Origin of the sequence: Streptomyces olivochromogenes (genome assembly GCF_021538895.1) — a bacterium.
GTDB classification, from domain to species: domain Bacteria; phylum Actinomycetota; class Actinomycetes; order Streptomycetales; family Streptomycetaceae; genus Streptomyces; species Streptomyces olivochromogenes_A.
On sequence record NZ_JADDRL010000014.1, the window covers coordinates 19,238 to 41,348 of the forward strand.

Sequence of the window (22,111 nt, forward strand, 5' to 3'; positions counted from 1 at the left end):
TCGACAAATACCCGGCGGCCGCGCCGCGCGCGGATACGGTTGAAGTCAGCCGACCGCCTAGCCGGGGGAACACCACAATGCGCGCCCTGCGAATATTCCTGATCGTCGTCGTGATCATCGGCGGTCTGTTCGTGATCGCCGACCGCGTCGCGGTCCACTTCGCGGAGGGCGAGGCCGCGGACAAGCTGCGGACGACGGAGAACCTGGCCGCCACCCCGGACGTGTCCATCAAGGGCTTCCCCTTCCTCACCCAGGTCGCGGGCGGCTCGCTCGACGACGTCGAGGTCGGCATCAAGGACTACGAGGCGGCCACCGGCAACGGCGCCGAGAAGATCCGGATCGACGATCTGCAGGCCCATATGAAGGGCGTCGAGTTCTCCGGCGACTACAGCTCCGCCACCGCGGCCACCGCCACCGGCACCGCGACCGTCTCCTACGACGAGTTGCTGAAGACGGCGAAGTCCGAGCCGACCCCGGTCGCCCCCGGCGTCACCGCCCGCGTGGTCGGCCTCTCCGACGGCGGCAACGGCAAGATCAAGGTCGCGGTGGAGGTCAAGGTCCCGGCCCTCAAGCTGCAGAAGACGCTCTCCGTGCTCAGCTCGGTCACCGTCCAGGACAACAAGGTCAAGGTGCACGCCGACAACATGCCGAGCCTCGGCGGCATCGACCTCGCCGAGAACCGGGTCCGGGAGATCACCGACTTCCAGCAGGCCATCGACCAGCTGCCGGGCGGGATCCAGCTGGACAAGGTGCAGGCGGCGCAGGACGGCGTGGACATCACCGTGAAGGGTTCCCACGTCAAGCTGGCCGGGTAGGAAACGCGGTGATGGACGCGGGCCGTCCGAAGGGCGAGACGCCCACGTCCGTACCGTAGCTGTGTGGCGCGAAACGAGCGCCCGGGAGCCGTGCGGCGGCACCCCGGGCGCTCATCTGTTCTCACATCGTGGACGATCGCATCTCAAAATACGACACGCCGGTGACACGCCCCGCTGTCCGTCCCTACGATCGACCGCATGAAGCGACAGGCGGATCTCACGAAGCGGCGGGCAGTAGACCTGTGCCGCGTTGCCGCCATGCTCTGTCGCCCCTTCTGAGCGGAAACCCGCGTCTTTCCGCATCCCTCGCCCGCCCTGCTGGAAGGGCACCCGTGCGCCGCCCCCGGCCCGAGCCGGAGTCCGCACCCTCACATTCGCACGCCCCGCCGCAACTGCCCCGGAGGAGAAGAGCATGAGCCGCAGCGACGTCCTGGTCGACGCCGACTGGCTTCAGGAGCACCTGGACGACTCGAACATCGCCGTCGTCGAGGTGGACGAGGACACGTCCGCCTACGAGAAGAACCACATCAAGAACGCCATCCGGATCGACTGGACCAAGGACCTTCAGGACCCGGTCCGCCGCGACTTCGTCGACCAGGAGGGCTTCGAGAAGCTCCTGTCGAAGAAGGGCATCGCCAACGACACCCTGGTGATCCTGTACGGCGGCAACAACAACTGGTTCGCCTCGTACGCCTACTGGTACTTCAAGCTGTACGGCCACGAGAACGTCAAGCTCCTCGACGGCGGCCGCAAGAAGTGGGAGCTGGACGCCCGCGAGCTGGTCGACGGCACCGACGTGCCCGAGCGCGCCGCCACCGACTACAAGGCCAAGGCGCAGGACGTCTCCATCCGCGCCTTCCGCGACGAGGTCGTCGCCGCGATCGGCTCGGACAACCTGGTCGACGTCCGTTCGCCCGACGAGTTCTCCGGCAAGCTGCTCGCCCCGGCGCACCTGCCGCAGGAGCAGTCCCAGCGCCCCGGCCACGTGCCGACCGCCCGCAACATCCCGTGGTCCAAGAACGCCAACGACGACGGCACCTTCAAGTCGGACGACGAGCTCAAGGAGCTCTACGTCGAGGAGAGCGTCGACCTGGCCAAGGACACCATCGCCTACTGCCGCATCGGTGAGCGCTCCGCGCTGACCTGGTTCGTGCTGCACGAGCTGCTGGGCGTGCAGAACGTGAAGAACTACGACGGCTCCTGGACGGAGTACGGCTCCCTCGTCGGCGTGCCGATCGAGCTCGGCGCCAACAAGTAGGACCTCCGACCGACCTCTCTAGACCCCTCTTCAGCCCCTTCTTCAGGAGTAAGACATGTGTGGAGCGAAGGCCGGCGGCCCGGACCCCTCGACGATCAAGCCCGGTGAGACCACGATCCAGGGTCAGGTGACCCGCGACGGTGAGCCCGTGGTCGGCTACGTCCGTCTCCTCGACTCGACCGGCGAGTTCACCGCGGAGGTCCCGACCTCCGCCACCGGACAGTTCCGCTTCTACGCGGCCGAGGGCACCTGGACCCTGCGCGCCCTCGTCCCCGGCGCCACCGCCGACCGCACGGTCGTCGCCCAGCACGGCGGGCTGGCCGAGGTCGCGATCGCGGTCTGACGGACCCCGTACGGCTGAAGGGCCGCGCCCACCGGGTTGGACACCTCTCGGGCGCGGCCCTTCGGCATGCTCGGGCCTACGCTGGAGGCATGTACGCACGGCGACGGCACCTGTACTTCGCCATGATGGGGACCTGCGTCACGCTCTTCGTCCTGGCATGGGCGGTCGTGCGTCTGTGGTCGATTCCCGCGGCCGTGGGCATGTGCGTGGTGGCCATGATCATCCCGCCGGTGGCCGCGATGGTCGCCAACCGGCGGGGACCCGACGACCGCTGGTGGGACGACCCGTCGGGCGATCCCCAGTCGGACGAGTGGTGGGACGAGCTGGACGGCAAGAAACGGCCGCGGTCCTAGGGCCTGGGCGGCCGTTCCCGTACCGGTCTCAGTAGACGAGGGCCTGGGTGTCGTCCCCCATGATCTCCTGCACGAAGACCTGCGCGCCCGCGATCCGTACGCCCTCGATGACGTCCTTCTCCGTGATCTCGCGGCGGGCCGCGCACTGCGTGCACAGCGTCACGCCGCCGCCGGCCAGGATCGAGTCGAGCAGGTCGGGCAGCGGGGCCGCGTGCGGCAGCTCGAACTCGGCGGCCCGTCCCGGCAGCGCGAACCACGAGGACTCACCGGTCAGCCACAGCGAGACCGGCACCCCACTGGCCACGGCCACGGCCGCGACCGTGAACGCCTGAGAGCAGCGTTCGGGAGCATCGGCCCCCGCTGTCACCTTGATCACGAGCTTCTTCGCCATGCCGGAAGAGTAATGCGCGTTCTCACCGGCTCCAGGCCGGTGGTGCTTCTTTCGAGCGGCGGCGCTCCTTGGCCCGTCCGGGTGGACAACGGCGGGCGGGTGGACCGGTATCGAACGGATGGTGACCCCTCCGGCCGATCATGAGGACCGGCGGAACGAACCTGTCTCCGCCCTCTCATATCGCGTTCCGAGGTTGGTGTATGAACCGCACGCGCAGACCGGTGACCCGCCTGCGGCTGACGGGCCGTCGGCTGCCGGGGTTCCTGACCGCATTGCTGACGGCCTGTCTGTTGCCCGTGGCGTCAGGAGCGTTGCCGCTGCTGACGGCCTCGCCGGCGCGCGCCGACGTGACGACGGTCTCGACCGACACGCTCCGTACCGGCTGGGACTCCGACGAGCCCGGTCTGGCGCCCTCCCAGGTGTCCAGCTCCGACTTCGGCCAGCAGTTCTCCACCGCCGTGGACGGCCAGGTCTACGCCCAGCCCCTGGTGGCCGGAAAGACCGTCGTCGCCGCCACCGAGAACAACAAGGCCTACGGACTGGACTCGGCGACCGGAAAGATCAACTGGACGAGGGACTTCGGTGCGCCATGGCCGGCCTCGGCCATCGGTTGCGGTGATCTGACGCCCAACATCGGGGTGACCTCGACCCCCGTGTACGACCCGGCCACCAAGACCGTCTACCTCACCGCGAGGGTCAATGACGGTCCCGACACCAAGCATCCCAGCTGGTACATCCACGCCCTCGACGCGGCCACCGGCGCCGAGCGCGGCGGCTGGCCGGTGAAGGTGCAGGGCGCTCCGGTGAACGACCCCGCCCACCCGTTCAACGCGTACAGCGCCGCCCAGCGCCCCGGCCTGCTCCTGATGAACGGATCGGTCTACGCGGGCTTCGCCTCGTACTGCGACCTCGGCACCTACGTCGGCTATGTGCTGGGCGTCAACACCACGACCCGCGCGACCACGCTGTGGGCCACCGAGGACTCCGCCGCCAACGGCATGGCCGGCATCTGGATGAGCGGCGGCGGCCTGGTCTCCGACGGGCCCGGGAGGATCTTCTTCACCACCGGCAACGGGGTCTCCCCCGCGCCCGGCCCCGGCTCGAAGCCTCCGGGCCAGCTCGCCGAGTCGGTGGTGCGGCTGGGCGTCAACAGCGACGGCACGATGTCCGCCCAGGACTTCTTCAGCCCCACCAACGCCCCGCTGCTCGACCAGAACGACACCGACCTCGGCTCGGGGGGCCCGGTCGCGCTGCCCGGCTCGCCCTTCGGCACGAGTCAGCATCCCCACCTCATGGTGCAGATCGGCAAGGACGGCCGGCTCTTCCTCCTCGACCGGGACAACCTCGGCGGCCGCAGCCAAGGGCCCGGCGGTACCGACGGGGTGCTCGGCAACTTCGGTCCGTACGAGGGCGTCTGGGGGCACCCGGCCGCGTACGGGGGCGAGGGCGGCTATGTGTACACGGTCGGCAGCCACGGCCCGCTGCGGGCCTTCGCCTACGGAGTCACGGGCTCGGGACTGCCCGCGCTGTCCAGTGCGGGCGCGAGTACCGGCAACTTCGACTACACCACGGGCTCGCCGGTGGTCACCTCCACCGGCACCACACCCGGTTCCGCCCTCGTCTGGGTCGTCTACCCGAACGGCGGCAACGGCCAGCTGCGGGCCTACGACGCCGTGCCGGTGAACGGAACGATGAAGCTGCGCTGGTCCGGCCCGATCGGCGTCGCGTCCAAGTTCACCGTGCCCGCCACCGACGGCGGACGGGTCTACGTCGGCACGAAGGACGGCCATGTGCTCGCCTTCGGCCGTCCGTCGAGTACCGCGCTGACCGGCAACCCGGTCGACTTCGGGAAGGTACAGGTGGGCAGTACCGGCAAGGCCACGGCCACCGTCACCGCGACCCGTGACGTGACCGTCACAGCGGTGTCCACGCAGTCGGGCAGCAGGTTCTCCGCCGCACCCACCGGTCTTCCGGCGACGCTGCACGCCGGCGACACGTACTCGGTGTCGGTCTCGTTCTCACCGACGACGTCCGGGGCGGACAGTTCGGTGCTGAACTTCACCACCGATGCCGGCACGATCGGGCTCGGCCTGACCGGATACGGCGTCCAGTCCGGCCTCAAGGCCGTCCCGGCCGCGCTGGCCTTCGGCACGGTGGCCACCGGCACCTCCAAGACCCTGGGCGTGAGCTTCACCAACACCGGCACCGAGGCCGAGACGATCTCGGCCACCAGTCCGCCGAGCGCCCCCTTCGGCGTCACCGGTCTGCCCGCGGCCGGCACCGTCGTCCAGCCCCAGCAGTCCGTCACCGTCCAGGTGAAGTACACCCCGACGGCCGCCGGCGACAACGCCGGGACGCTCTCGGTCACCGGGCAGAACGGCACGGCGACCGTGAACCTGACCGGCACGGCGGTGGTCGGCCAGGCGCGGCTGACGGTCACGCCCACCTCCACCGACTTCGGGCAGGTACCGGTCGGACAGTCGGTCACCAGGACCTTCGACATCAGCAACACGGGCAACATCCCGCTCACCATCACCAAGGCGGCACCGCCCACGGCTCCGTTCCAGGTCAGCAACCCGCTCAGCGAGGGTCAGGTCATCGGCCCGGAGGACGTGGTGCACCAGGCCGTCACCTTCTCCCCGACATCCGCCGGTGCCGCCACCGGCACCTACCTGCTCACCTCGGACGACGGCCGCGGCCCGCAGAACGAGACGCTGACCGGTACGGGAACCACGGCCGGCACCGGGGTCACCGTCCCGGCGCCATCGGCCGGCGGCTGGAAGCTCAACGGATCCGCGCAGCTCTCCGGCAACGACCTCCAGCTCACCCAGGCCGCGAGCAACCAGGCGGGCTCCGCGGTCTTCCCCGTCCCGGTGGTCACCGACGGCCTCAAGGCGCAGTTCACGACCGTCATCGGCGGCGGGGGCGGCGCCGACGGCCTGACCTTCAGCCTCCTGGACCCGGCCAGGACCACCCCGAGCGCGCTCGGCGGCACGGGAGGGGGCCTCGGCTGGTCGGGACAACCGGGCGTCGCGGTCACCTTCGACACGTTCCGCAACGGGTCCGAACCGTCGGCGAACTTCGTCGGCATCGCCACCGCGTCAAGCGGCGACAACCTCACCTACGCGGCGACCACCACCGCCGTGCCCGACCTGCGCTCGGGCACCCACGCCGTTTCCGTCTCCGTCACCGGAACCACCTTGACGGTCACCATGGACGGCACGCAGCTGCTGCGGACCGCGGTGCCCTCGCTCGGCCCCACGGCCCTGCTGGCCTTCACCGGCGGCACCGGCGGGCTCACCGACATCCACACGGTCCGGAACGTGAGCATCACCGCCCCCACGTACGCGGTGCCGCCGCCCGGGCCCAACGGTTGGACCTTCAACGGCTCGGCCGGGCTGTCCGGCACCAACCTGGTGCTCACCAAGACGGATGCGAACACCAAGGGGTCCGCCCTCCAGGCCACCGCCGTACCGTCGGCGCGGCTGCAGGCGCACTTCACCGCTTCGATCGGCGGAGGGAGCGGCGCCGACGGTATGACCTTCCTCCTGCTCGATCCCGCCAAGGCGCCCCCCACGTCGCTGGGCGCGGGCGGCGGCGGCCTCGGTTATGCGGGACTGCCGGGCATCGCCGTCGCCCTGGACACCTTTCGCAACGGCAACGACCCTTCGAGCAACTTCGTCGGAGTGGCCGTCGGCGGTACCGGCGACACACTGCAGTACACGGCCACCTCGACCGCGATTCCTTCCCTGCGGTCCGGTACCCACGCGGTCGACGTGAGCGTGGCCGCCGGGCACCTGCTGGTCAGCCTGGACGGCAAACAGATCATCGACACCGCGGTGACCCTGCCCCAGAACGTACGGGTCGGGTTCAGCGGGGCCACCGGCGGATACACGGACAATCACACGGTCCTCAGCGACGTCAAGATCGCCTACTGAGGCTCCGGTGGGCTGGAGAGAGAGCACGATGCAGAGACCGATGACTCCCTTGCTGGCCGCACTGGCCGTCGCGTCCTGCATGGGCGCGGCCCCGCAGCAACACCCCGCGGCAGCACCCACGCCCCCGCCGCTGACCGTCATGGTCGCGGACACGGACGCCCTGGGCCGCGTCCTCACGGCCCCGGACGGACACACGCTCTACCGCTACGACCGCGAGGAGGGCGGCACCGTCGCCTGTGTCACGACCTGCACGGACACCCGTAAGCCACTCCTCACCCGACCCGGCACCGAACTCCGGCTGCCGCCCGGCATCGTCGGCACGCTCGGCACCATCTCCCGCCCCGACGGCGGCGATCAGGTCACCTACGACGGTTCGCCTCTCTACACATACGCCGCGGACGAGCAGCCGGTCGACGCCAACGGAGTGACCCTCCACTGGCATGTGATCCAGCCGCCCAATGTCCCGGCGACACCAGGGGGGTGACATCAAGTCGTAACCGAACTCCCGTACAACCACGGGTGTTACCCGAGAGTCTCTGTGAAGCGCGCACACGGAATGCGCGCTTCACGCTGTGTGGGGGGACGTCTTGGAAGTACCCGAGAGAGCGGAAGAAGAAGTCGGAGCGGTGGGGGCGATAGGCCCGGTCGAGGCGGCGGGGGCGACCGCCGAGGCGGAGCGGGCGGCCGAGTCGCCGCAGGCCTTTGCGCCGCTCCTCCGGCGGCGGGGCCGCACGACGCTGATGATCGCCGCGGCCGCCGTACTCGGCGTCGTCACAGGCGCCTGCACCGGCTTTCTGATCCAGGCCGGACGCGAGCCCACCGCGCTGCCCCCGCTCTCGCAGCCCGTGGTCGACCAGGCCAAGGGCGAGGCCGAGCCGCTGTCGGCCGCGCAGGACCGCCGGGTCAGGACCGACGGCGACCTGCGCAAGCTTCTCGTTCCGCGGCCCAAGGGAGCCCGGGACACGAGGTACGTGGTGGACGCCGACGGCTGGGTGGACCTCGCCGCGTACGCGGACAGTTACGAGAGGCCGGGCAACGCGTTCAACAACCTCGTCGACGACGAGATCCGCCGCGTGGCCGCCACCTCGTGGCGGCTGGGCGACGCGCACAACGTCGAGATCCACCTCGTGCAGTTCCGGCAGGAGAACAAGCCGGCGGCGTCCGAGTGGGCCGCGAACGGCTCCTACTGGGCCGAGCACCGGGGCGACGCTCGCAGCTGGCCCGTCCCCGGCACCGGGGACGGGAACGGGATGGCGTTCGTGCAGGACACACCCGACCGGAAGGCGGGCTACCTCCCGCTGTACACGGCCCAGGCGTATGCCTGGCGGGGCGATGTCTGCATGGAGATCGAGATCTACGACAGCAGGCCGATACCCAAGGCGGAGATCATGGAACTGGCCGAGCGGCAGTTGGGGCGGCTGTGAGCGAGAACCCCGAGACCTCCGAGATCCCCGAGATCCCCGAGATCCCCGAGATCCCCGAGATCATCGAGAGCGGCGCGGCCGGGACTGTTGCCGAGTCCGGCGCAGGCAAGCCCGTCCGCACCGTCCGCACCGGCCGTATCGCCGCCGTGGCCGGCCCTCTGGTGCTCGTCGGCGCGCTGCTGATCGGCGGCGTCGGCTACACCGTCCTGACCGTGCAGGACGCGGACCGCGACCCCGGCAGGCCCACGTGGAGGTTTCCGGCGGCCGCCGAGGACGACGAGAAGTCCGCGAAGGACGACACGAAGTCCGGGTCGGCGCTCAGCGCGCTGCTCCTGCCGTTCGGAACCGACGACTCGCGGCGCGGACCTGACGTCCAGGAGTTCGGCGCCGACGCCGAGCTCAGCGGGGCGCAGGCCACCGCCGTGCGCAAGGAGTCGCTCAAGGACCTGCCCGGTGCCACACGCCGGGAACTGGAGAAGCTGATCGACAAGCAGCGCATCCGGGGCATCGCGATGCGGAGCTATGTCTTCGGCCGAGCCGCCTTCAACAACAGGGACACGATCACGATCGGTGTCACGGTGGAGCGCCTGGACAACCGCACCGCCGTGCGCCGGATGGCGACCTCCTTCAACGCGTTCCTCGCCGCCACGGACGTCTTCCGCAAGGGCCCGAGGATCGAGGGCCACAAGGATGCGCGGTGCTTCCTGACGCCCAAGGGCGGCGACGACGACCTGGGCAGCGCGTTCTGCACCGCCTACGTCGGAAACGTACTGGTCAGCGCCACGGCGGACGCGCCGGACCCGGTCGACGGGAAGTTCGTCGCCAAGTTCTTCGCCGCACAACTCGACCGCATCGACGACCCGGGACAGGCCGTATGACCGATCAACCGCAGACGGCGGCGGACACCTCTCAGCCGGCCGCCGAGCCGCCCGACCCGCAGGCCCCCGCAAGGGACCGCCGCGCCTTGCGCGCCGTACTTCGGTGGACCGCCGTCGTCACGGTGTTCGCCGCGCTCGGGGCGGGCACGGCGTACGGGATCACGCGTATGGACCGCACCGACGTGCCCGGTCTCGCCACCGAGTCGGACGGGCGCTGGGCGTACCCGGAGATCACCAGGCCGCCGCTGCCGTCCGGCAGCCCGAGGCCGTTGGCCAAGACGAACTGGGCCAAGTCCCACTTCGCGGACCTGCGCGCGCTGCTGCTGCCCGCGCCCCGGGGGGCGACGGACGACAAGGGGCTGCGGGTCAGGGACGGCTGGCTGGCCACGAAGGACTTCCTGGCGGTGTTCCAGGCGCAGGGGGACCGGGACGACGCGAACCAGCTGTTCGTCGACTACGGGTTGCGGCACGTGGCGGCCCGTGGCTGGACCACCACGGACGGCACGCACACCCGCATCTACCTGCTGCAGTTCGACACGGGAACGGTGGCCGACACCGTCTACGGGAAGTTCACGGGGTACGACTCGCCCGTGTTCGCCGCGCGCGGCGCCGCCGCGACCGAGTTCGACGACGGCTACCCGAGCGCCGCCGACATCGAGGACGTCCAGCGCCACGCCTACGACGAGGTGAAGCCGTACGGCGCCGAGCACGTCCGGCAGGCCTACGTCCGCGCCGGGGACGTCATCGCCGTGGTCGTCCAGTCCCGCAAGGGCACCGCCGCCGCCGTCCCGTTCCAGCAGACCGTGGTCCTGCAGAGCGAGCTGCTCGACTGACCCCGACGACAGGGCCCAGGGCCCACCTCGCAGGGAGGGCCGGGCCCCGGCCGCGTAAGCTGGGGCCCGGTCCTGTGTACGTACCGCACCTGCTCAACCGAGGAGCACCCGTGGAGATCTTCTTCGAAACCCTGCTGGTCCTGGTCTGCGTCGGCGTCCTCGCCTTCGCCGGTCTGACCGTGAAGAAGCTGTACCAGGGCCAGCGCTGACCCACACCTTAGGAAAAAGCTGCCGCTCATGATCGAGATCCCGTCCGACCTCCACAAGGACCTGGTTCCGCTCGCCTTCCTGCTCGGCAACTGGGCCGGCGCGGGTGTGCACGACTTCCCCGGCTCAGAGAAGTGCAACTTCGGGCAGGAGGTCACCTTCACCCATGACGGCCGGGACTTCCTGGAGTACCGGTCCCACACCTGGGTGCTGGACAACGACGGGAACAAGGTCCGCCCGTTGGAGTCGGAGTCCGGCTTCTGGCGGATCGACGCCGGCCGCAAGGTCGAGGTCACGATGACCCGCGACGATGGCGTCATCGAAATCTGGTACGGCGACCTCGCCGACAAGAAGCCGCAGATCGACCTGGTCACGGACGCGGTGGCGCGCACCGCCGCCTCCCGGCCCTACAGCGGCGGCAAGCGGCTGTACGGCTACGTCAAGAGCGACCTCATGTGGGTCGGCGAGAAGCAGACCCCCGAGGTCGAGCTGCGCCCCTACATGTCCGCCCACCTGAAGAAGGTCGTCACCCCGGAAGAGGTCGAGCGCTGGGCCAAGGCCCTGCCCGACGACATGCCGGACGACGGGATCGCCTTCTTCAAGTAGGCGGGAAGCAGTCCGCGCGACAGCGGGAGCCGTGGCGCCGGTGGTCCTAGACTTTCAGTGTGGTGAGCACCGACTGGAAGAGCGACCTGAGGCAACGCGGCTACCGACTGACGCCGCAGCGACAGCTTGTCCTCGAAGCCGTGGACACCCTGGAGCACGCGACCCCCGACGACATCCTCGTGGAAGTGAGGAAGACGGCGTCGGGGGTCAACATTTCGACCGTGTACCGCACGCTGGAGCTGCTCGAAGAGCTCGGCCTGGTCAGTCACGCCCATCTGGGGCACGGAGCGCCCACGTACCACCTCGCGGACCGCCATCACCACATCCACCTGGTCTGCCGGGACTGCCAGAACGTGATCGAGGCGGACGTCGACGTGGTCGCCGACTTCACCGCCAAGCTCCGCGAAACCTTCGGCTTCGACACGGACATGAAGCATTTCGCGATCTTCGGCCGCTGCAAGGACTGCACACTCAAGGCCTCGATTACCAAGTCGTAGGCTTACCCGTATGAAGAGCCCCCTGCTGACCCTGCCCGGCGCCGTCCCCGCCGAGGGTGTGGACGAAGGCGTCGCCGCGCACTACGGCGACCTGTTCCGGGAGCAGCGCGCCCTCGCCGACGGCACCGGATTCGTCGACCTGTCCCACCGCGGCGTGATCACCGTGACCGGCGAGGACCGGCTGAGCTGGCTGCACCTCCTGCTCACCCAGCACGTCAGTGAACTGCCCGTGGGCCAGGCCACCGAGGCGCTGGTCCTGTCGGCGCACGGCCACATCGAGCACGCGCTGTACCTGGTGGACGACGGCACGACGGTCTGGGCCCACGTCGAGCCGGGCACCCAGGAGGCGCTGATCGCGTACCTGGAGTCGATGAAGTTCTTCTACCGCGTCGAAGTCGCCGACCGCACGGCCGACTTCGCGGTCGTCAGCCTGCCGGCCGGTTCGATCGCCGAGGTCCCGCAGGGCGTCGTCGTCCGCGAGACGGCGTACGGCCGTGATCTCTTCCTGCCCCGCGCTGACCTGGAGGCGTACGCGGAGAAGGCCGGGCCGGCCGCCGGCATCCTCGCCCACGAGGCCCTGCGCGTCGAGCAGCACCGGCCCCGCATCGGCTTCGAGACCGACCACCGCACCATCCCGCACGAGCTGGGCTGGATCGGCACGGCCGTGCACCTCCAGAAGGGCTGCTACCGCGGTCAGGAGACGGTCGCCCGGGTGCAGAACCTGGGCAAGCCCCCGCGCCGCCTGGTGTTCCTGCACCTGGACGGCAGCGAGGTCCATCTCCCGGTGCACGGCACGGAGATCCGCCTCGCGGACGACGACCCCGACGGCCGCAAGATCGGCTTCATCACGACGTCCGTCCGCCACCACGAACTGGGCCCGATCGCGCTGGCCCTGGTCAAGCGGAACGTACCGGTGGACGCACGGCTGATGGCGGGCGAGACGGCGGCCGCCCAGGAGACGGTCGTAGAGCCGTAGAGCCGTAGAGCCGTGGAATTGCAGAGCCGTTGAGCCTCGGCCCCGATCCGTCCTAGACCTCGATCAGTACGGTGAACGGGCCGTCGTTCGTGAGGGACACCCGCATCTGCGCGCCGAACCGGCCCGTCGCCACCGTCGCGCCCAGGGAGCGCAGCTGGGCGACCACCTCGTCGACCAGCGGCTCGGCCACGTCGCCGGGGGCGGCGGCGTTCCAGGTGGGGCGGCGGCCCTTGCGGGCGTCGCCGTAGAGCGTGAACTGGCTGATGACCAGGAGCGGGGCGGCGATGTCGCTGCACGACCTCTCGTCGTGCAGCATGCGGATGGACCACAGCTTGCGGGCGAGCTGGGCCGCCTTCTCCTTGGTGTCGTCGTGGGTGACCCCGACGAGGACGCACAGCCCCTCGCCCTCGATCGCCCCGACCGTCTCGCCGTCCACGACGACGCTCGCGCCGTCCACCCTCTGCACCACTGCACGCATGCGGACCATCATGCCGGGTGGCGCACTCTCGTTCGCAAGGGGCCTATTTTTGCTCCTTAACCCCCCATCTGGGGCCGTTCGGGGGCACTCGGTCACATAGCGGCCAGCTGGGGTGGCACGATGCTTCCGTACGCGGGTCGAGGGGACGGTTGAGGCACATGAGCACACCGAGTACCGGGCGGCTGGAGACCCACCGGCCGCCCGCGCAGCGCGGCGAGAGTCCGCTGCTGCCCGAGGATCCGCCCGAGCACGACCTGACCCTGCTCAGCCTGCCCGAACTGCGCACCCTGCGCAGGGACGCGCAGCGTGACGAGGCGGACCTCAGCTACGTGCGGCGGCTGCTGCAGGGGCGCATCGACATCCTGCGCGCGGAACTCGCCCGCCGCGGCCCGGCCTCCGTGCCCGCCCCCGGTGAGGCCCCCGTCGTGGACCGCCTCCCGGAGATCCTCACCGACGCCCCGGCCCGCCACCGCTCCGCCCGCCACGTCACCCTCGGCACGCCGTACAGCGAGGAGTACGAGCGGCTGGCCGCCGACATGCTCGCCGAGGTCGAGCTCTCCGACCTCGAAGCCCGCACGGACCTGGAACTGAACACCGCGATGGGCCGCCTCGTCCGCCACGAACAGCGGGTCTCCTCCCGCCGACAGCACCTGCAGCGCACGACCGACGACTGCAGCGGGGAGATCGCGCGCCGGTACCGGGACGGCGAGGCACAGGTGGACGACCTGCTGATCTGAGACGACGGGCCCACGCGAGCGGGAGAGCGGGCGAGAGGCGAGGGCGGGAAAAACCGCGCGACACCGATGCGCCGCACACCTACCGTGAGCCCATGAGCAGCCCCGCCGCAGACATCGACGTCCGTGCCATCACCGAGGCCGAGTTCTCCGACTGGAACCGTGCCCTGAACACCGGTTTTCTGCGGGAACCGGTCGTCGCGCAGGAGCAGTTGGAGGCCCGGCGGAACCAGTTCGTGCCCGGCCGTCTGCTCGGCGCCTTCGACGCCGGCCGGTGCGTGGCGACCTTCCGCTCCTTCGCGCAGGAGATCACGGCCGTGGGCGGCGCGACCGTCCCCGCGGACGCCGTCTCCAACGTCACCGTGACCGCCACCCACCGTCGCCGCGGCCTGCTCACCCGCATGATGAACCAGGACCTCGCGGCCGCGAAGGAGCGCGGGGACGTGGTCGCCACCCTGATCGCCGCCGAGTACCCGATCTACGGCCGCTACGGCTTCGGTGCGGCGACCTGGATGGCCGAGTGGACGATCGACGTCCCGCGCACCGGCCTCGACCCGCGCTGGTCGGGCCCGGACGACGGCGGCCGGATCGACCTGGTGGACGGCGAGGAGGTCCGGAAGATCGGCCCCGAGCTGCACGAGCGGGCCCGCCGCGCCCAGCCCGGCGCCGTCAGCCGCGACGAGCTGTGGTGGCGGTCGAGCACCGGTGCCGTACGGCTGTTCAGCGGCGAGTGGACCGAGCCGTTCTACGCGGTCTACCGTTCGGCGGCCGGCGAGGTCGAGGGCCTGGTGGCGTACAAGGCCGACGACCGGTGGGACGGCAAGCAGCCGCAGCACACGGCCGAGGTGAAGTGGCTGCTCGGGGCGACCCCGGCGGCCGAGCGCGCCCTGTGGCACTACCTCTGCTCGATCGACTGGATCACCAAGGTCGAGAGCGGCTGGCGCGCGCCGGACGATCTGCTCCCGTTCTACCTGCCCGACCCGCGCGCGGCGAGCATCAGGACGCACGGGGACTGGCTGTGGGTGCGGATCCTGGATGTCGTACGGGCCCTTCAGGCGCGGACGTACGAGGGGACCGGCACGCTGGTGCTGGAGGTGACCGACCGGCAGGGCCTGGCCGGTGGCCGCTATCTGCTGGAGGCCTCGCCCGAGGGCGCGTCCTGCGCGCCGACCACCCGGAGTGCCGAACTCACCCTGGACGTGGACGCGTTGGCGACGCTGTGGCTCGGCGACGAGTCGGCGGGGCGGCTCGCGGCACTGGGGCGGCTGAAGGAAGAGCGAAAGGGCGCCGCCCGAGTGGCCGACGCCCTGATGCACACGTCCAGGCGACCGTGGTGCCCGGACATTTTCTGAGTGCTCCCTTCTCCCGACGGCCGTGCGGTCTCATCCGTAGCGAGCTGTGAAGTTGTGGCTGTGCGCTGCCGTTGTGAAGTTGTGGCTGTGCGGATGAAGTTGTGGCTGTGCTCTTGAGTTGTGGCTGTGCGTCCTGCGCTGCTGCGGTGCGGTACCGCGGCCGGCCGGCCCTTCGGGCTCCCGGCTCCCCTCCGGAAGGGAGCCCGGTGGGCCAACCACCGGGAAGTGTGACCATGTTGCTGAAGTTGGCGACCAACTTCAATGTACTTATCTCCACTTGGATGCGACTCATAACCACCTTCCCGTGAACTGCCACAAGATGGCGAGAAGTTGTAGTGTTTGTTCGTGGAGCCGGAACACGCCTCCGTCAATGGACGGAAGAGGTCACAGCGGCCACAGAAGTCACATCGCGAGGTGGCCGACGAGCTGCGCACCCGGATCAGGTCCGGCCTGCTGCGGCCCGGCCAGCGCATGCCCACCCAGGCCGAACTGGCCGACGAGTTCGGGGTGGAGCGCGGGGCCGTGCGCGAGGCGCTGCGCATCCTGCGGTCGGAGCACCTGCTCACCAACGTCACGCAGGGCAGCCCGGCCAAGGTCGCGGCGGATCCGGTCCTGAATCCGCCGCATGCCGGCCCCGGGGCCCCGCCGCAGCCCACCATGGTGGCGCTCGGAGCTCGCACGGCCGCTGCCTTCGCGGCCCCGCACGTCGAGATCGACGCCCTGTGCCTGACCGCGGTCTCGCTCACGCTCGCGATGGGCGAACCGCTGCGCCAGATCCATGCCGGCCGACTGAAACCGGCCAAGGTCGACGTCCGCGTCCTGTTGCCCAGCCGCGACATCGACCTGGCCTTCCCGGCGCCGGTGGACGACGCCTCGGCCGTGGGCCTGCTGCACCGGCGCTGGCTGGCCCAGCGCAACGCCCAGGGCCAGGTGCTGCGGCACAACCTGCACGCCCTGCGCGCCACGCACGGCATAGACGTGCAGGTTTCCTTCCGCGCGCTGCCGTTCACGCCGCCGGTGAAGCTGTACCTGCTCAACGGCACGGAGGCGCTGTTCGCGTACTACACCCTGACCCGGCGCGAACGCGAGATCGACCACGAGCACCTGGAGATGTACGACGCCGAGGGCACGCGGTCGATGCTGTTCGCCTTCGAGCAGGGGGCGGGACTGCGGGACACGACGTTCGTGGAGCAGTCCCACCTCTGGTTCAACGCGCTGTGGGAGACGATCAGTACGGAACTCGTGCTGACGTCATAGGGCGGGCCCGGCGAGCAGGACGGCGAGGAGCACCGCCCCCGCGGAGCTGACGGCCGGGCTCTTGGCCTTGATGCCTATGGTGAGGAGCAGCAGGCCGACGATGCCGGTGGCGCCGTACTTCCACTGGACGAGCTGCTCGAAGCCGACGACGAAGACGGCGGAGAGGAGAGCGAGGGCAGGCACGATGAATCCCCCTTCGGGCTGGTAAGGGAAGCAAAACTTCCGCCAACTCAACCAAGTTGGCAACCAACTCTGATTAAGTTGTCCCCACTTGGCAGCCAGTCATAAACAACTTCCAAGCAACTCCCGTAAGATGGATCAAAGTTGTAGCGTTTGGTCGTGACTCAGGAGAACGTGGCAGTGGACGCCAGCAGAAGGCTCACGCCCCAGGAGATCGCCGACACCCTGCGGGAACGCATCCGCGTCGGCGACCTGAAGGCGGGGGACCGCCTGCCCACCCAGGCCGAGCTCGCCGAGGAGTTCGGTGTGGAGCGCGGCGCCGTCCGCCAGGCCCTGCGGTCGCTCCAGGAGGACGGCCTCCTCAGCAGCGTCAGCAGGGGCAGCCCGCCGCGGATCGCGGAACCCGCACCCTCCCACGACGAACCCCAGCCGACGATGGTCGGCCTCGCGCCCCGGCTCGCCGAGGCCTTCTCGGCCCCGCACGTGCGCATAGACGCGGCCTGCCTGACCGCGCAGAGCCTGATCCCGGCCCTGGGCGAGCCCCTCCGGCTGATCCACGAGGGCCGTATCCGCCCGGAGCGGATCGACGTCCGCATCCTGCTGCCGTCCCGGGACATCAACCTCGCCTTCCCGGTCCCGGTCGAGGGGCGCGGCGACGACGACCCGGTCCACCACCGCTGGCTGGCGATGCGCAACGCCCAGGGGCAGGTCCTCCAGTACAACCTGAAGGCCCTGCGCTCCACGCACGACATCGACGTGCACGTCACCTTCCGCGCGCTGCCCTTCACCCCGCCGGCCAAGTTGTACCTGCTCAACGGCAGGGAGGCGCTGTTCGCGTACTACATGATCACCCGCCGCGAGGAGGCCACCGACAGCGGAACGCTGGACATGTACGACGCGGTCGGCTCCGAGTCCCTGCTCTTCTCCTTCGAGAAGCGGGCCGGGCAGCGGGACGCGGCGTTCGTGGAGCAATCGCAGAAGTGGTTCGACGCCCTCTGGGAAACCATCACCACGGACCTGACACTCTCCATGTGACTTCTGATACGACGCAGACTGATCCGGTGGCGACCGAACCGGCGACGGGAGAGACAGCGAACGAGATCGAGAAGCTCCGGGAACTGATCAAGCGTGCCCGGGTCGTCCTCTGGGACTTCGACGGGCCGATCTGCCGCCTGTTCGCCGGGCACAAGGCGGAACACGTGGCCGGGGACCTGGTGGAGTGGCTGGAGGGGCGCGGGCTGCACGGGCTCCTCACCGAGACCGAGCGGGAGTCGCTGGACCCGCACATCGTGCTGCGCGCCGTCGACCGCAGACACCCGGGCAGCGATCTCGTCGCGGAGCTGGAGGAACGTCTCACCCAGGAGGAACTGCGGGCCGCGTCCTCCGCGATGCCCACCGCCTACGCCGACCCGGTGATCCGCACCTGGACGGCGGTCGGCTCCCGGCTGGCCATCGCGACGAACAACTCTCCCCGGGTGGTCCGCTCCTACCTCGAAACCCGCGGCCTGACCGCGTGCTTCGCCCCCCACATCTACGGCCGCACCCAGGACCTGCACCGTCTCAAGCCCGACCCGCACTGCCTCAACCGCGCCCTGAGCGCGATGGGCGCGGCCCCCGGCGCCGCCCTGATGATCGGCGACTCCCCCTCCGACCTCGACGCGGCCGTGCGGGCCGGCGTCCCGTTCCTCGGCTACGCGCGTAACGAACAGAAGGCAAAGCTCTTGCGGGCGGCCGGAGCCGGGCACGTCGTGGGGTCACTGGAGCCTTTGCTGGGGTTGCTGCGGCGGTGACGGCCGGGGCGGCGGCCGTCCGGCCGACCCGCCCCCGGGACCGCCCGGCGCGCCTGCGGAGCCAGGCCGTCAGGGACACGAGCACCCCGACGGTCCAGCAGGCCAGTTGGCTGAGATCGTCGATCTGCACGGTGACCCCGAATACCCGCACGGTCATGGCTTCCACCCCCTCGTTCCGCATCCGGTCAGCCAACCCTTCAAGTACCGATGTTGACTGGCGAATTTGACTGCTTGAGGCAAGATGCCCGGTCAACGTGATCCAGTAACCGGGGAGTTGACTTGGCTGGTTGCCTGACCGGAAGTTGTTTGCCGGGGGGTGGGAGGAGGTACGTACGACCTGTGACGGAGCGCGGGAAGGACGAGGGCGGCGGCAGCGAGTTCCGGCGCGTCTCGGAGGAGCTGCGGGTGCGGATGGCCGACGGCGGCTATCCGCTGCGCTCGTTCCTGCCGTCGCAGAACGCGCTCGCCGAGGAGTTCGGGGTCTCGCGGGACACCGTCCAGCGGGTGCTGCGGGAGCTGCGCAGCGAGGGATGGATCGAGTCCCGGCAGGGACAGGGTTCGCGGGTCGTCCGAAGCCAGCGCATCCAGTCCTCGGCACCCCGGGCCACCAGGTCGCGGCACCCGATGACGCTGGGTCCACTGATCGGCGAGGCCTTCGAGCAGCCCGAAGTAACCCTGGACATCTACACGTTGACCTCGGAGAGCTTGGACGCGCACATCCGTGTTCAGGCGGAGCGCATCCGGGCCGGCGCGATCTCCCCGGATCGCATCGCCCTGCGCATGGTGCTCCCCTCCGAGCGACTGGAGCTGCCCTACCCCCGGTCCAAGGGCGACGGCGCGGACCCTCGCCCACGGGCCCGCCTGCGCGCCATCACCGAGCGGCACACCGAGTCCCTGTACGAGGTCCTGGGCCAGCTCAGCACCGAGGGGCTCGTCCCGAACGTGGAACTCCAGGTCCGCCACGCCCCGTTGACCCCGACGTTCAAGCTCTACGTCATCAACGCCGCCGAGGTCCTGCACGGCCCCTACATCCCGATCGAACGCCGCCTGATGCTGGATGGCGGCGAGGAGATCGAGGCCGTCGACGTCCTCGGCCTGGGCGCCACCCTCACCCACCACGTCCGCGACAATCACCCGGACTCCCCGGGCTCGGTCTTCGTGGACAGCATGACGACCTGGTTCGAGGCGGTCTGGAACCGCCTGACGGAGGAGTCGCCGGGGGTGTAGTGGGGCGCGTGATCGCCGCCTGCCGGCTCCTGGTCTTCGACAAGGCCGGGGGCCGGCGCCACGCTGGCACCATCCGTGCCTGGTTCCGCTCGGCCCGCTGTGCGTTAGCATGCGGGATCGGCTGAGCAACCGCTCGGATTTGTGCGTAAGGGATGGCCAAAGGGGCCAGTCTCGTCCGGCCAGGCCACAGATGAGTGACAGACCACCCGTTGAGCTCACTCGAATGTGACTCTGGTCGTGTGGTCTATCAGTTGGACCTAGCCTTTTCCTACCCTTCCCCCCTTCCGCCTAATCGAATCCCCGGAGCGGCCAGTGGGCGCACCGCCTGTCCCCCTCGTGAACGGGGGACGCGCCGGCAGAGTCCGGCCGCATGCCGTGTACAGGGCGTTCCTGGGTCGCGCGGAGGAACGGGGGCAGACGAGCGAGGGCTTCCACAACCAGAACTACGTGCTGCCCCTGACCGAGCCGGTGGCGCGGCTGGTCGGCCTGGAGCCCGGGGCCCCGGTGACCGTACGGGTCCGCAAGACCGACGCGCTGCCGGTGGTGATCAGGACCTGGCAGAACGAGGCGCAGATCCTGCGGGCCATCAAGGGCGTACTGCCCAACGTCCCGCGGTGCCTGGTCGAGCAGGACGGTTTCGCCATCCACAGCTATGTGGAAGGCGTCCCGCTCTCCAGCGTCTGCGCCGACGGCAAACCGGTCGACGGCCTGCTCATGAAGGCGCTGGCGGGCCTGCTCGCCGAGACGGCCCGGGTCCGCGGCAGCTCGCTGCCGCCCCTGCCGTCGGTCTGGCCCAGGAACCACACCGACAGCCAGGCCTTCCTGCGGACGCTCGCCCATCTGGCCGACACCCAGATCCGCCAGCCCAACTGGCCCTACTTCGGCGGTCTGTTCGCGGCCCTCGGCATCCCCGAGGACGCGCTGGTCCGGCTGGCCGAACGCGTGCCCTCCATGGCCCGCCGCCCCTACAGCCTGCTCCACGCCGATCTGCATCGCGACAATGTGATCATTTCGTACGACGGCACCCCGCCGCTGTTCTGCGTCGACTGGGAGCTGGCCACCTACGGCGACCCCCTGCACGACCTCGCCACCCACCTAGTCCGGATGCGGTACCCCGCCCACCAGCGCGACGAGGTCGTCGAGGCCTGGGCCGAGGCCATGCGAGCGGTCCGCCCGGCGGCGGTGAACGGCGTGGCCAAGGACCTGCGCCACTACCTCGCCTTCGAGCGGGCGCAGTCCGTCTACCCCGATGTCATGCGGGCCGCGAAGTCCCTGCAGGACTCCTTCGACCAGAAGAGCCTGGACGAGGCGACGGCGGCGGTGCGCCGCGCGCTGGAGGCGGGCGCGGAGCCGTTGCGGCTCAGACATGTGCCGGGCGAGGGCGAGATCGAGCGGATCCTGTTCCGCTGGCGCGCGTCCGCCCGGGCCGGTGGCCGGTGCGGCACGGTGGCCCGGGCCATCGACTGGAAGCCGGACGACCGTGTCCCGGAGCAATCCGACTTTCCCCACTCCGCCGTCTGCGACGCCCTGTACCTGGAGGGCGCGGCCCCGGCCAGCCGGGTCTTCAAGGGCACCGCGCACCTCAACTCGGTGATCTGGGTGCCGGGCACCCCGTTCCCCGTCATGGTCCGGCGCAAGGGCGTGAACGTGTGCCGCCGCGAGCGCAGCTTCCTGAGCGAGCACGCCGTGCTGCGGGCGATCGAGGAGGCAAAGGTGGCGGTGGCCGCGCCCCGCGTCCTGGCACTGGGCGAGAGCCACTCCAAGGGCCTCTTCGACATCCGGACCTACCGGAGCGACGGATTCGCCATCCACACCTACGAGGGCCCCCGCGACACCGGCCAGAAGCCCAACCACCCCGTCCACGGCCTGCTCCCGCACGAGGCCGACGGGCTCGTCGACCAGCTCGCTGCACTGACGCGGGTGGACTACGGCCAAGTCGACCCGGTCGCAGGCGAGCTCGGGTTCTACAACTGGCTGAGTGATCAGCTCGTCGCGCTGGTCGGCACCCTGCCCAAGGAGTCCCAGCAACTGGCCCGCTTCCTCGGCCTGCCCGACGCCCCCCGGCTGCGGGAGATCCTCTCCCGGCACGAGGTGAGCCGGCGCGCGCCGGCCCTGCTGCACGGGGACCTCAACCCGTGGAACCTGGTGCGCCGCGACGACGCGCTCGCGCTGACCCTGATCGACTGGGAGATGGCGCTGGTCGGCGACCCCCTCCACGACCTGGTCCGGCACATGCACCTGACCCCCACCCGCCCGGAGATCCGCGACCGCATGTTCTCCCGCTGGGAGCGCCGGCTGCCCGAGGAGTTCACCCGGAACTGGCGCGAGGACTGGCGGGTCTACCGGTGGATCGAGATCGTCCGCTCGGCGTACGTCGACCTCGACCGGCTGGTCACCGGCGCCGGCCTGGACGCGCCCAACGTCCGCCGGGCCGTGGACTCGTACGCGATGACCCTGGCGGCCGCGACCGGCTCCCTCGGTCTGTCGGTGCGGCGGAAGGCGAAGGCGTACCCGTACCTGGCCCGCGCGCTGGCCTAGCTCCGGCGTCGCCGCCCCTCGGCTGCGCTGCGTACG

The 22,111-nt window shown here is 70.2% G+C and carries 23 protein-coding genes; 20 read left to right on the plus strand and 3 right to left on the minus strand.

Annotation, left to right across the window (positions count from 1 at the left end):
• Nucleotides 1-77 precede the first annotated feature (77 nt).
• The 5 genes from IPZ69_RS09240 (at nt 78) to IPZ69_RS09255 (ending at nt 2,769) form a co-directional block, all read left to right on the plus strand.
• On the plus strand, nt 78-815 hold the full coding sequence (locus IPZ69_RS09240; RefSeq protein WP_235453536.1) for an LmeA family phospholipid-binding protein: 738 nt from the start codon (nt 78-80) through the stop codon (nt 813-815).
• A gap of 198 nt (nt 816-1,013) precedes the next feature.
• Nucleotides 1,014-1,094: an Ms5788A family Cys-rich leader peptide gene (locus IPZ69_RS47715; protein WP_350751515.1), complete on the plus strand. Its 81-nt coding sequence runs from the start codon at nt 1,014-1,016 to the stop codon at nt 1,092-1,094.
• A gap of 133 nt (nt 1,095-1,227) precedes the next feature.
• Nucleotides 1,228-2,073, plus strand: coding sequence for a sulfurtransferase (locus IPZ69_RS09245; RefSeq protein WP_235453537.1), 846 nt, complete (start codon nt 1,228-1,230; stop codon nt 2,071-2,073).
• A 55-nt stretch (nt 2,074-2,128) separates the two neighbouring features.
• Entirely contained in the window at nt 2,129-2,416 is a 288-nt protein-coding gene (locus IPZ69_RS09250) for a DUF1416 domain-containing protein (RefSeq protein ID WP_235453538.1), read from the plus strand.
• 89 nt (nt 2,417-2,505) lie between these two features.
• On the plus strand, nt 2,506-2,769 hold the full coding sequence (locus IPZ69_RS09255; RefSeq protein WP_235453539.1) for a DUF3099 domain-containing protein: 264 nt from the start codon (nt 2,506-2,508) through the stop codon (nt 2,767-2,769).
• A 28-nt stretch (nt 2,770-2,797) separates the two neighbouring features.
• Here IPZ69_RS09255 and IPZ69_RS09260 read toward each other — a convergent pair whose 3' ends face one another.
• Nucleotides 2,798-3,160: a DsrE family protein gene (locus IPZ69_RS09260; RefSeq protein ID WP_235453540.1), complete on the minus strand. Its 363-nt coding sequence runs from the start codon at nt 3,158-3,160 to the stop codon at nt 2,798-2,800.
• A gap of 200 nt (nt 3,161-3,360) precedes the next feature.
• On the opposite strand from IPZ69_RS09260, the gene IPZ69_RS09265 reads away from it, so the two are divergent.
• From IPZ69_RS09265 to ygfZ, 8 genes are all read left to right on the plus strand, one after another.
• Nucleotides 3,361-7,098, plus strand: coding sequence for a choice-of-anchor D domain-containing protein (locus tag IPZ69_RS09265; protein ID WP_235453541.1), 3,738 nt, complete (start codon nt 3,361-3,363; stop codon nt 7,096-7,098).
• 40 nt (nt 7,099-7,138) lie between these two features.
• Complete coding sequence (locus IPZ69_RS09270; protein WP_235453542.1) at nt 7,139-7,582, plus strand: COG4315 family predicted lipoprotein; 444 nt, start codon at nt 7,139-7,141, stop codon at nt 7,580-7,582.
• Between the two features lie 142 nt (nt 7,583-7,724).
• Complete coding sequence (locus tag IPZ69_RS09275) at nt 7,725-8,522, plus strand: hypothetical protein (protein ID WP_235453543.1); 798 nt, start codon at nt 7,725-7,727, stop codon at nt 8,520-8,522.
• The gene (locus IPZ69_RS09280) at nt 8,519-9,400 is read left to right on the plus strand and encodes a hypothetical protein (RefSeq protein WP_235453544.1); all 882 of its coding nucleotides are present in this window, start codon (nt 8,519-8,521) and stop codon (nt 9,398-9,400) included. The genes IPZ69_RS09275 and IPZ69_RS09280 overlap by 4 nt, the downstream gene beginning before the upstream one ends.
• Entirely contained in the window at nt 9,397-10,233 is an 837-nt protein-coding gene (locus IPZ69_RS09285; RefSeq protein ID WP_235453545.1) for a hypothetical protein, read from the plus strand. The genes IPZ69_RS09280 and IPZ69_RS09285 overlap by 4 nt, the downstream gene beginning before the upstream one ends.
• 237 nt (nt 10,234-10,470) lie before the next feature.
• A complete protein-coding gene (locus IPZ69_RS09290) occupies nt 10,471-11,046 on the plus strand; it encodes an FABP family protein (protein WP_235453546.1) in 576 nt (191 codons plus the stop codon).
• A gap of 59 nt (nt 11,047-11,105) precedes the next feature.
• Nucleotides 11,106-11,543 (plus strand): Fur family transcriptional regulator, encoded by a 438-nt coding sequence (locus IPZ69_RS09295; protein WP_235453547.1) that lies wholly within the window; start codon nt 11,106-11,108, stop codon nt 11,541-11,543.
• A gap of 10 nt (nt 11,544-11,553) precedes the next feature.
• Nucleotides 11,554-12,519 (plus strand): CAF17-like 4Fe-4S cluster assembly/insertion protein YgfZ, encoded by a 966-nt coding sequence (ygfZ, locus tag IPZ69_RS09300; RefSeq protein ID WP_235453548.1) that lies wholly within the window; start codon nt 11,554-11,556, stop codon nt 12,517-12,519.
• Nucleotides 12,520-12,571: 52 nt separating this feature from the next.
• Here the strand turns inward: ygfZ and dtd are convergent, their stop codons facing one another.
• A complete protein-coding gene (gene dtd, locus IPZ69_RS09305) occupies nt 12,572-12,997 on the minus strand; it encodes a D-aminoacyl-tRNA deacylase (RefSeq protein ID WP_235453549.1) in 426 nt (141 codons plus the stop codon).
• 158 nt (nt 12,998-13,155) lie between these two features.
• Between dtd and IPZ69_RS09310 the strand changes: the two genes are divergently transcribed.
• The 3 genes from IPZ69_RS09310 to IPZ69_RS09320 all read left to right on the plus strand — a co-directional run bounded on the left by IPZ69_RS09310 (nt 13,156) and on the right by IPZ69_RS09320 (nt 16,340).
• Nucleotides 13,156-13,734: an RsiG family protein gene (locus IPZ69_RS09310; RefSeq protein ID WP_235453550.1), complete on the plus strand. Its 579-nt coding sequence runs from the start codon at nt 13,156-13,158 to the stop codon at nt 13,732-13,734.
• A gap of 92 nt (nt 13,735-13,826) precedes the next feature.
• On the plus strand, nt 13,827-15,083 hold the full coding sequence (locus IPZ69_RS09315; protein WP_235453551.1) for a GNAT family N-acetyltransferase: 1,257 nt from the start codon (nt 13,827-13,829) through the stop codon (nt 15,081-15,083).
• A gap of 339 nt (nt 15,084-15,422) precedes the next feature.
• A complete protein-coding gene (locus IPZ69_RS09320) occupies nt 15,423-16,340 on the plus strand; it encodes a winged helix-turn-helix domain-containing protein (RefSeq protein ID WP_235453552.1) in 918 nt (305 codons plus the stop codon).
• Here IPZ69_RS09320 and IPZ69_RS09325 read toward each other — a convergent pair.
• Nucleotides 16,335-16,523 carry a hypothetical protein gene (locus IPZ69_RS09325; protein ID WP_235453553.1) on the minus strand — a complete coding sequence of 63 codons (189 nt, stop codon included), beginning with the start codon at nt 16,521-16,523 and terminating at the stop codon, nt 16,335-16,337. The two genes, IPZ69_RS09320 and IPZ69_RS09325, sit on opposite strands and share 6 nt — an antisense overlap.
• 150 nt (nt 16,524-16,673) lie before the next feature.
• On the opposite strand from IPZ69_RS09325, the gene IPZ69_RS09330 reads away from it, so the two are divergent.
• The 4 genes from IPZ69_RS09330 to IPZ69_RS09345 all read left to right on the plus strand — a co-directional run bounded on the left by IPZ69_RS09330 (nt 16,674) and on the right by IPZ69_RS09345 (nt 22,075).
• A complete protein-coding gene (locus tag IPZ69_RS09330; protein ID WP_235453554.1) occupies nt 16,674-17,555 on the plus strand; it encodes a winged helix-turn-helix domain-containing protein in 882 nt (293 codons plus the stop codon).
• A gap of 26 nt (nt 17,556-17,581) precedes the next feature.
• Entirely contained in the window at nt 17,582-18,310 is a 729-nt protein-coding gene (locus IPZ69_RS09335; protein WP_374293074.1) for an HAD family hydrolase, read from the plus strand.
• Nucleotides 18,311-18,649: 339 nt separating this feature from the next.
• Nucleotides 18,650-19,537, plus strand: coding sequence for a winged helix-turn-helix domain-containing protein (locus IPZ69_RS09340; protein WP_235453556.1), 888 nt, complete (start codon nt 18,650-18,652; stop codon nt 19,535-19,537).
• Between the two features lie 312 nt (nt 19,538-19,849).
• On the plus strand, nt 19,850-22,075 hold the full coding sequence (locus tag IPZ69_RS09345; RefSeq protein WP_235453557.1) for a phosphotransferase family protein: 2,226 nt from the start codon (nt 19,850-19,852) through the stop codon (nt 22,073-22,075).
• Nucleotides 22,076-22,111 lie beyond the last annotated feature (36 nt).

What these genes read in the sequence shown, in the direction of transcription:
- IPZ69_RS09240 (WP_235453536.1), top strand. Translation starts at nt 78, where the DNA reads ATGCGCGCCCTGCGAATATTCCTGATCGTCGTCGTGATCATCGGCGGT.
- IPZ69_RS47715 (WP_350751515.1), top strand. Translation starts at nt 1,014, where the DNA reads ATGAAGCGACAGGCGGATCTCACGAAGCGGCGGGCAGTAGACCTGTGC.
- IPZ69_RS09245 (WP_235453537.1), top strand. Translation starts at nt 1,228, where the DNA reads ATGAGCCGCAGCGACGTCCTGGTCGACGCCGACTGGCTTCAGGAGCAC.
- IPZ69_RS09250 (WP_235453538.1), top strand. Translation starts at nt 2,129, where the DNA reads ATGTGTGGAGCGAAGGCCGGCGGCCCGGACCCCTCGACGATCAAGCCC.
- IPZ69_RS09255 (WP_235453539.1), top strand. Translation starts at nt 2,506, where the DNA reads ATGTACGCACGGCGACGGCACCTGTACTTCGCCATGATGGGGACCTGC.
- IPZ69_RS09260 (WP_235453540.1), bottom strand. Translation starts at nt 3,160, where the DNA reads ATGGCGAAGAAGCTCGTGATCAAGGTGACAGCGGGGGCCGATGCTCCC.
- IPZ69_RS09265 (WP_235453541.1), top strand. Translation starts at nt 3,361, where the DNA reads ATGAACCGCACGCGCAGACCGGTGACCCGCCTGCGGCTGACGGGCCGT.
- IPZ69_RS09270 (WP_235453542.1), top strand. Translation starts at nt 7,139, where the DNA reads ATGACTCCCTTGCTGGCCGCACTGGCCGTCGCGTCCTGCATGGGCGCG.
- IPZ69_RS09285 (WP_235453545.1), top strand. Translation starts at nt 9,397, where the DNA reads ATGACCGATCAACCGCAGACGGCGGCGGACACCTCTCAGCCGGCCGCC.
- IPZ69_RS09290 (WP_235453546.1), top strand. Translation starts at nt 10,471, where the DNA reads ATGATCGAGATCCCGTCCGACCTCCACAAGGACCTGGTTCCGCTCGCC.
- ygfZ (WP_235453548.1), top strand. Translation starts at nt 11,554, where the DNA reads ATGAAGAGCCCCCTGCTGACCCTGCCCGGCGCCGTCCCCGCCGAGGGT.
- dtd (WP_235453549.1), bottom strand. Translation starts at nt 12,997, where the DNA reads ATGCGTGCAGTGGTGCAGAGGGTGGACGGCGCGAGCGTCGTCGTGGAC.
- IPZ69_RS09310 (WP_235453550.1), top strand. Translation starts at nt 13,156, where the DNA reads ATGAGCACACCGAGTACCGGGCGGCTGGAGACCCACCGGCCGCCCGCG.
- IPZ69_RS09315 (WP_235453551.1), top strand. Translation starts at nt 13,827, where the DNA reads ATGAGCAGCCCCGCCGCAGACATCGACGTCCGTGCCATCACCGAGGCC.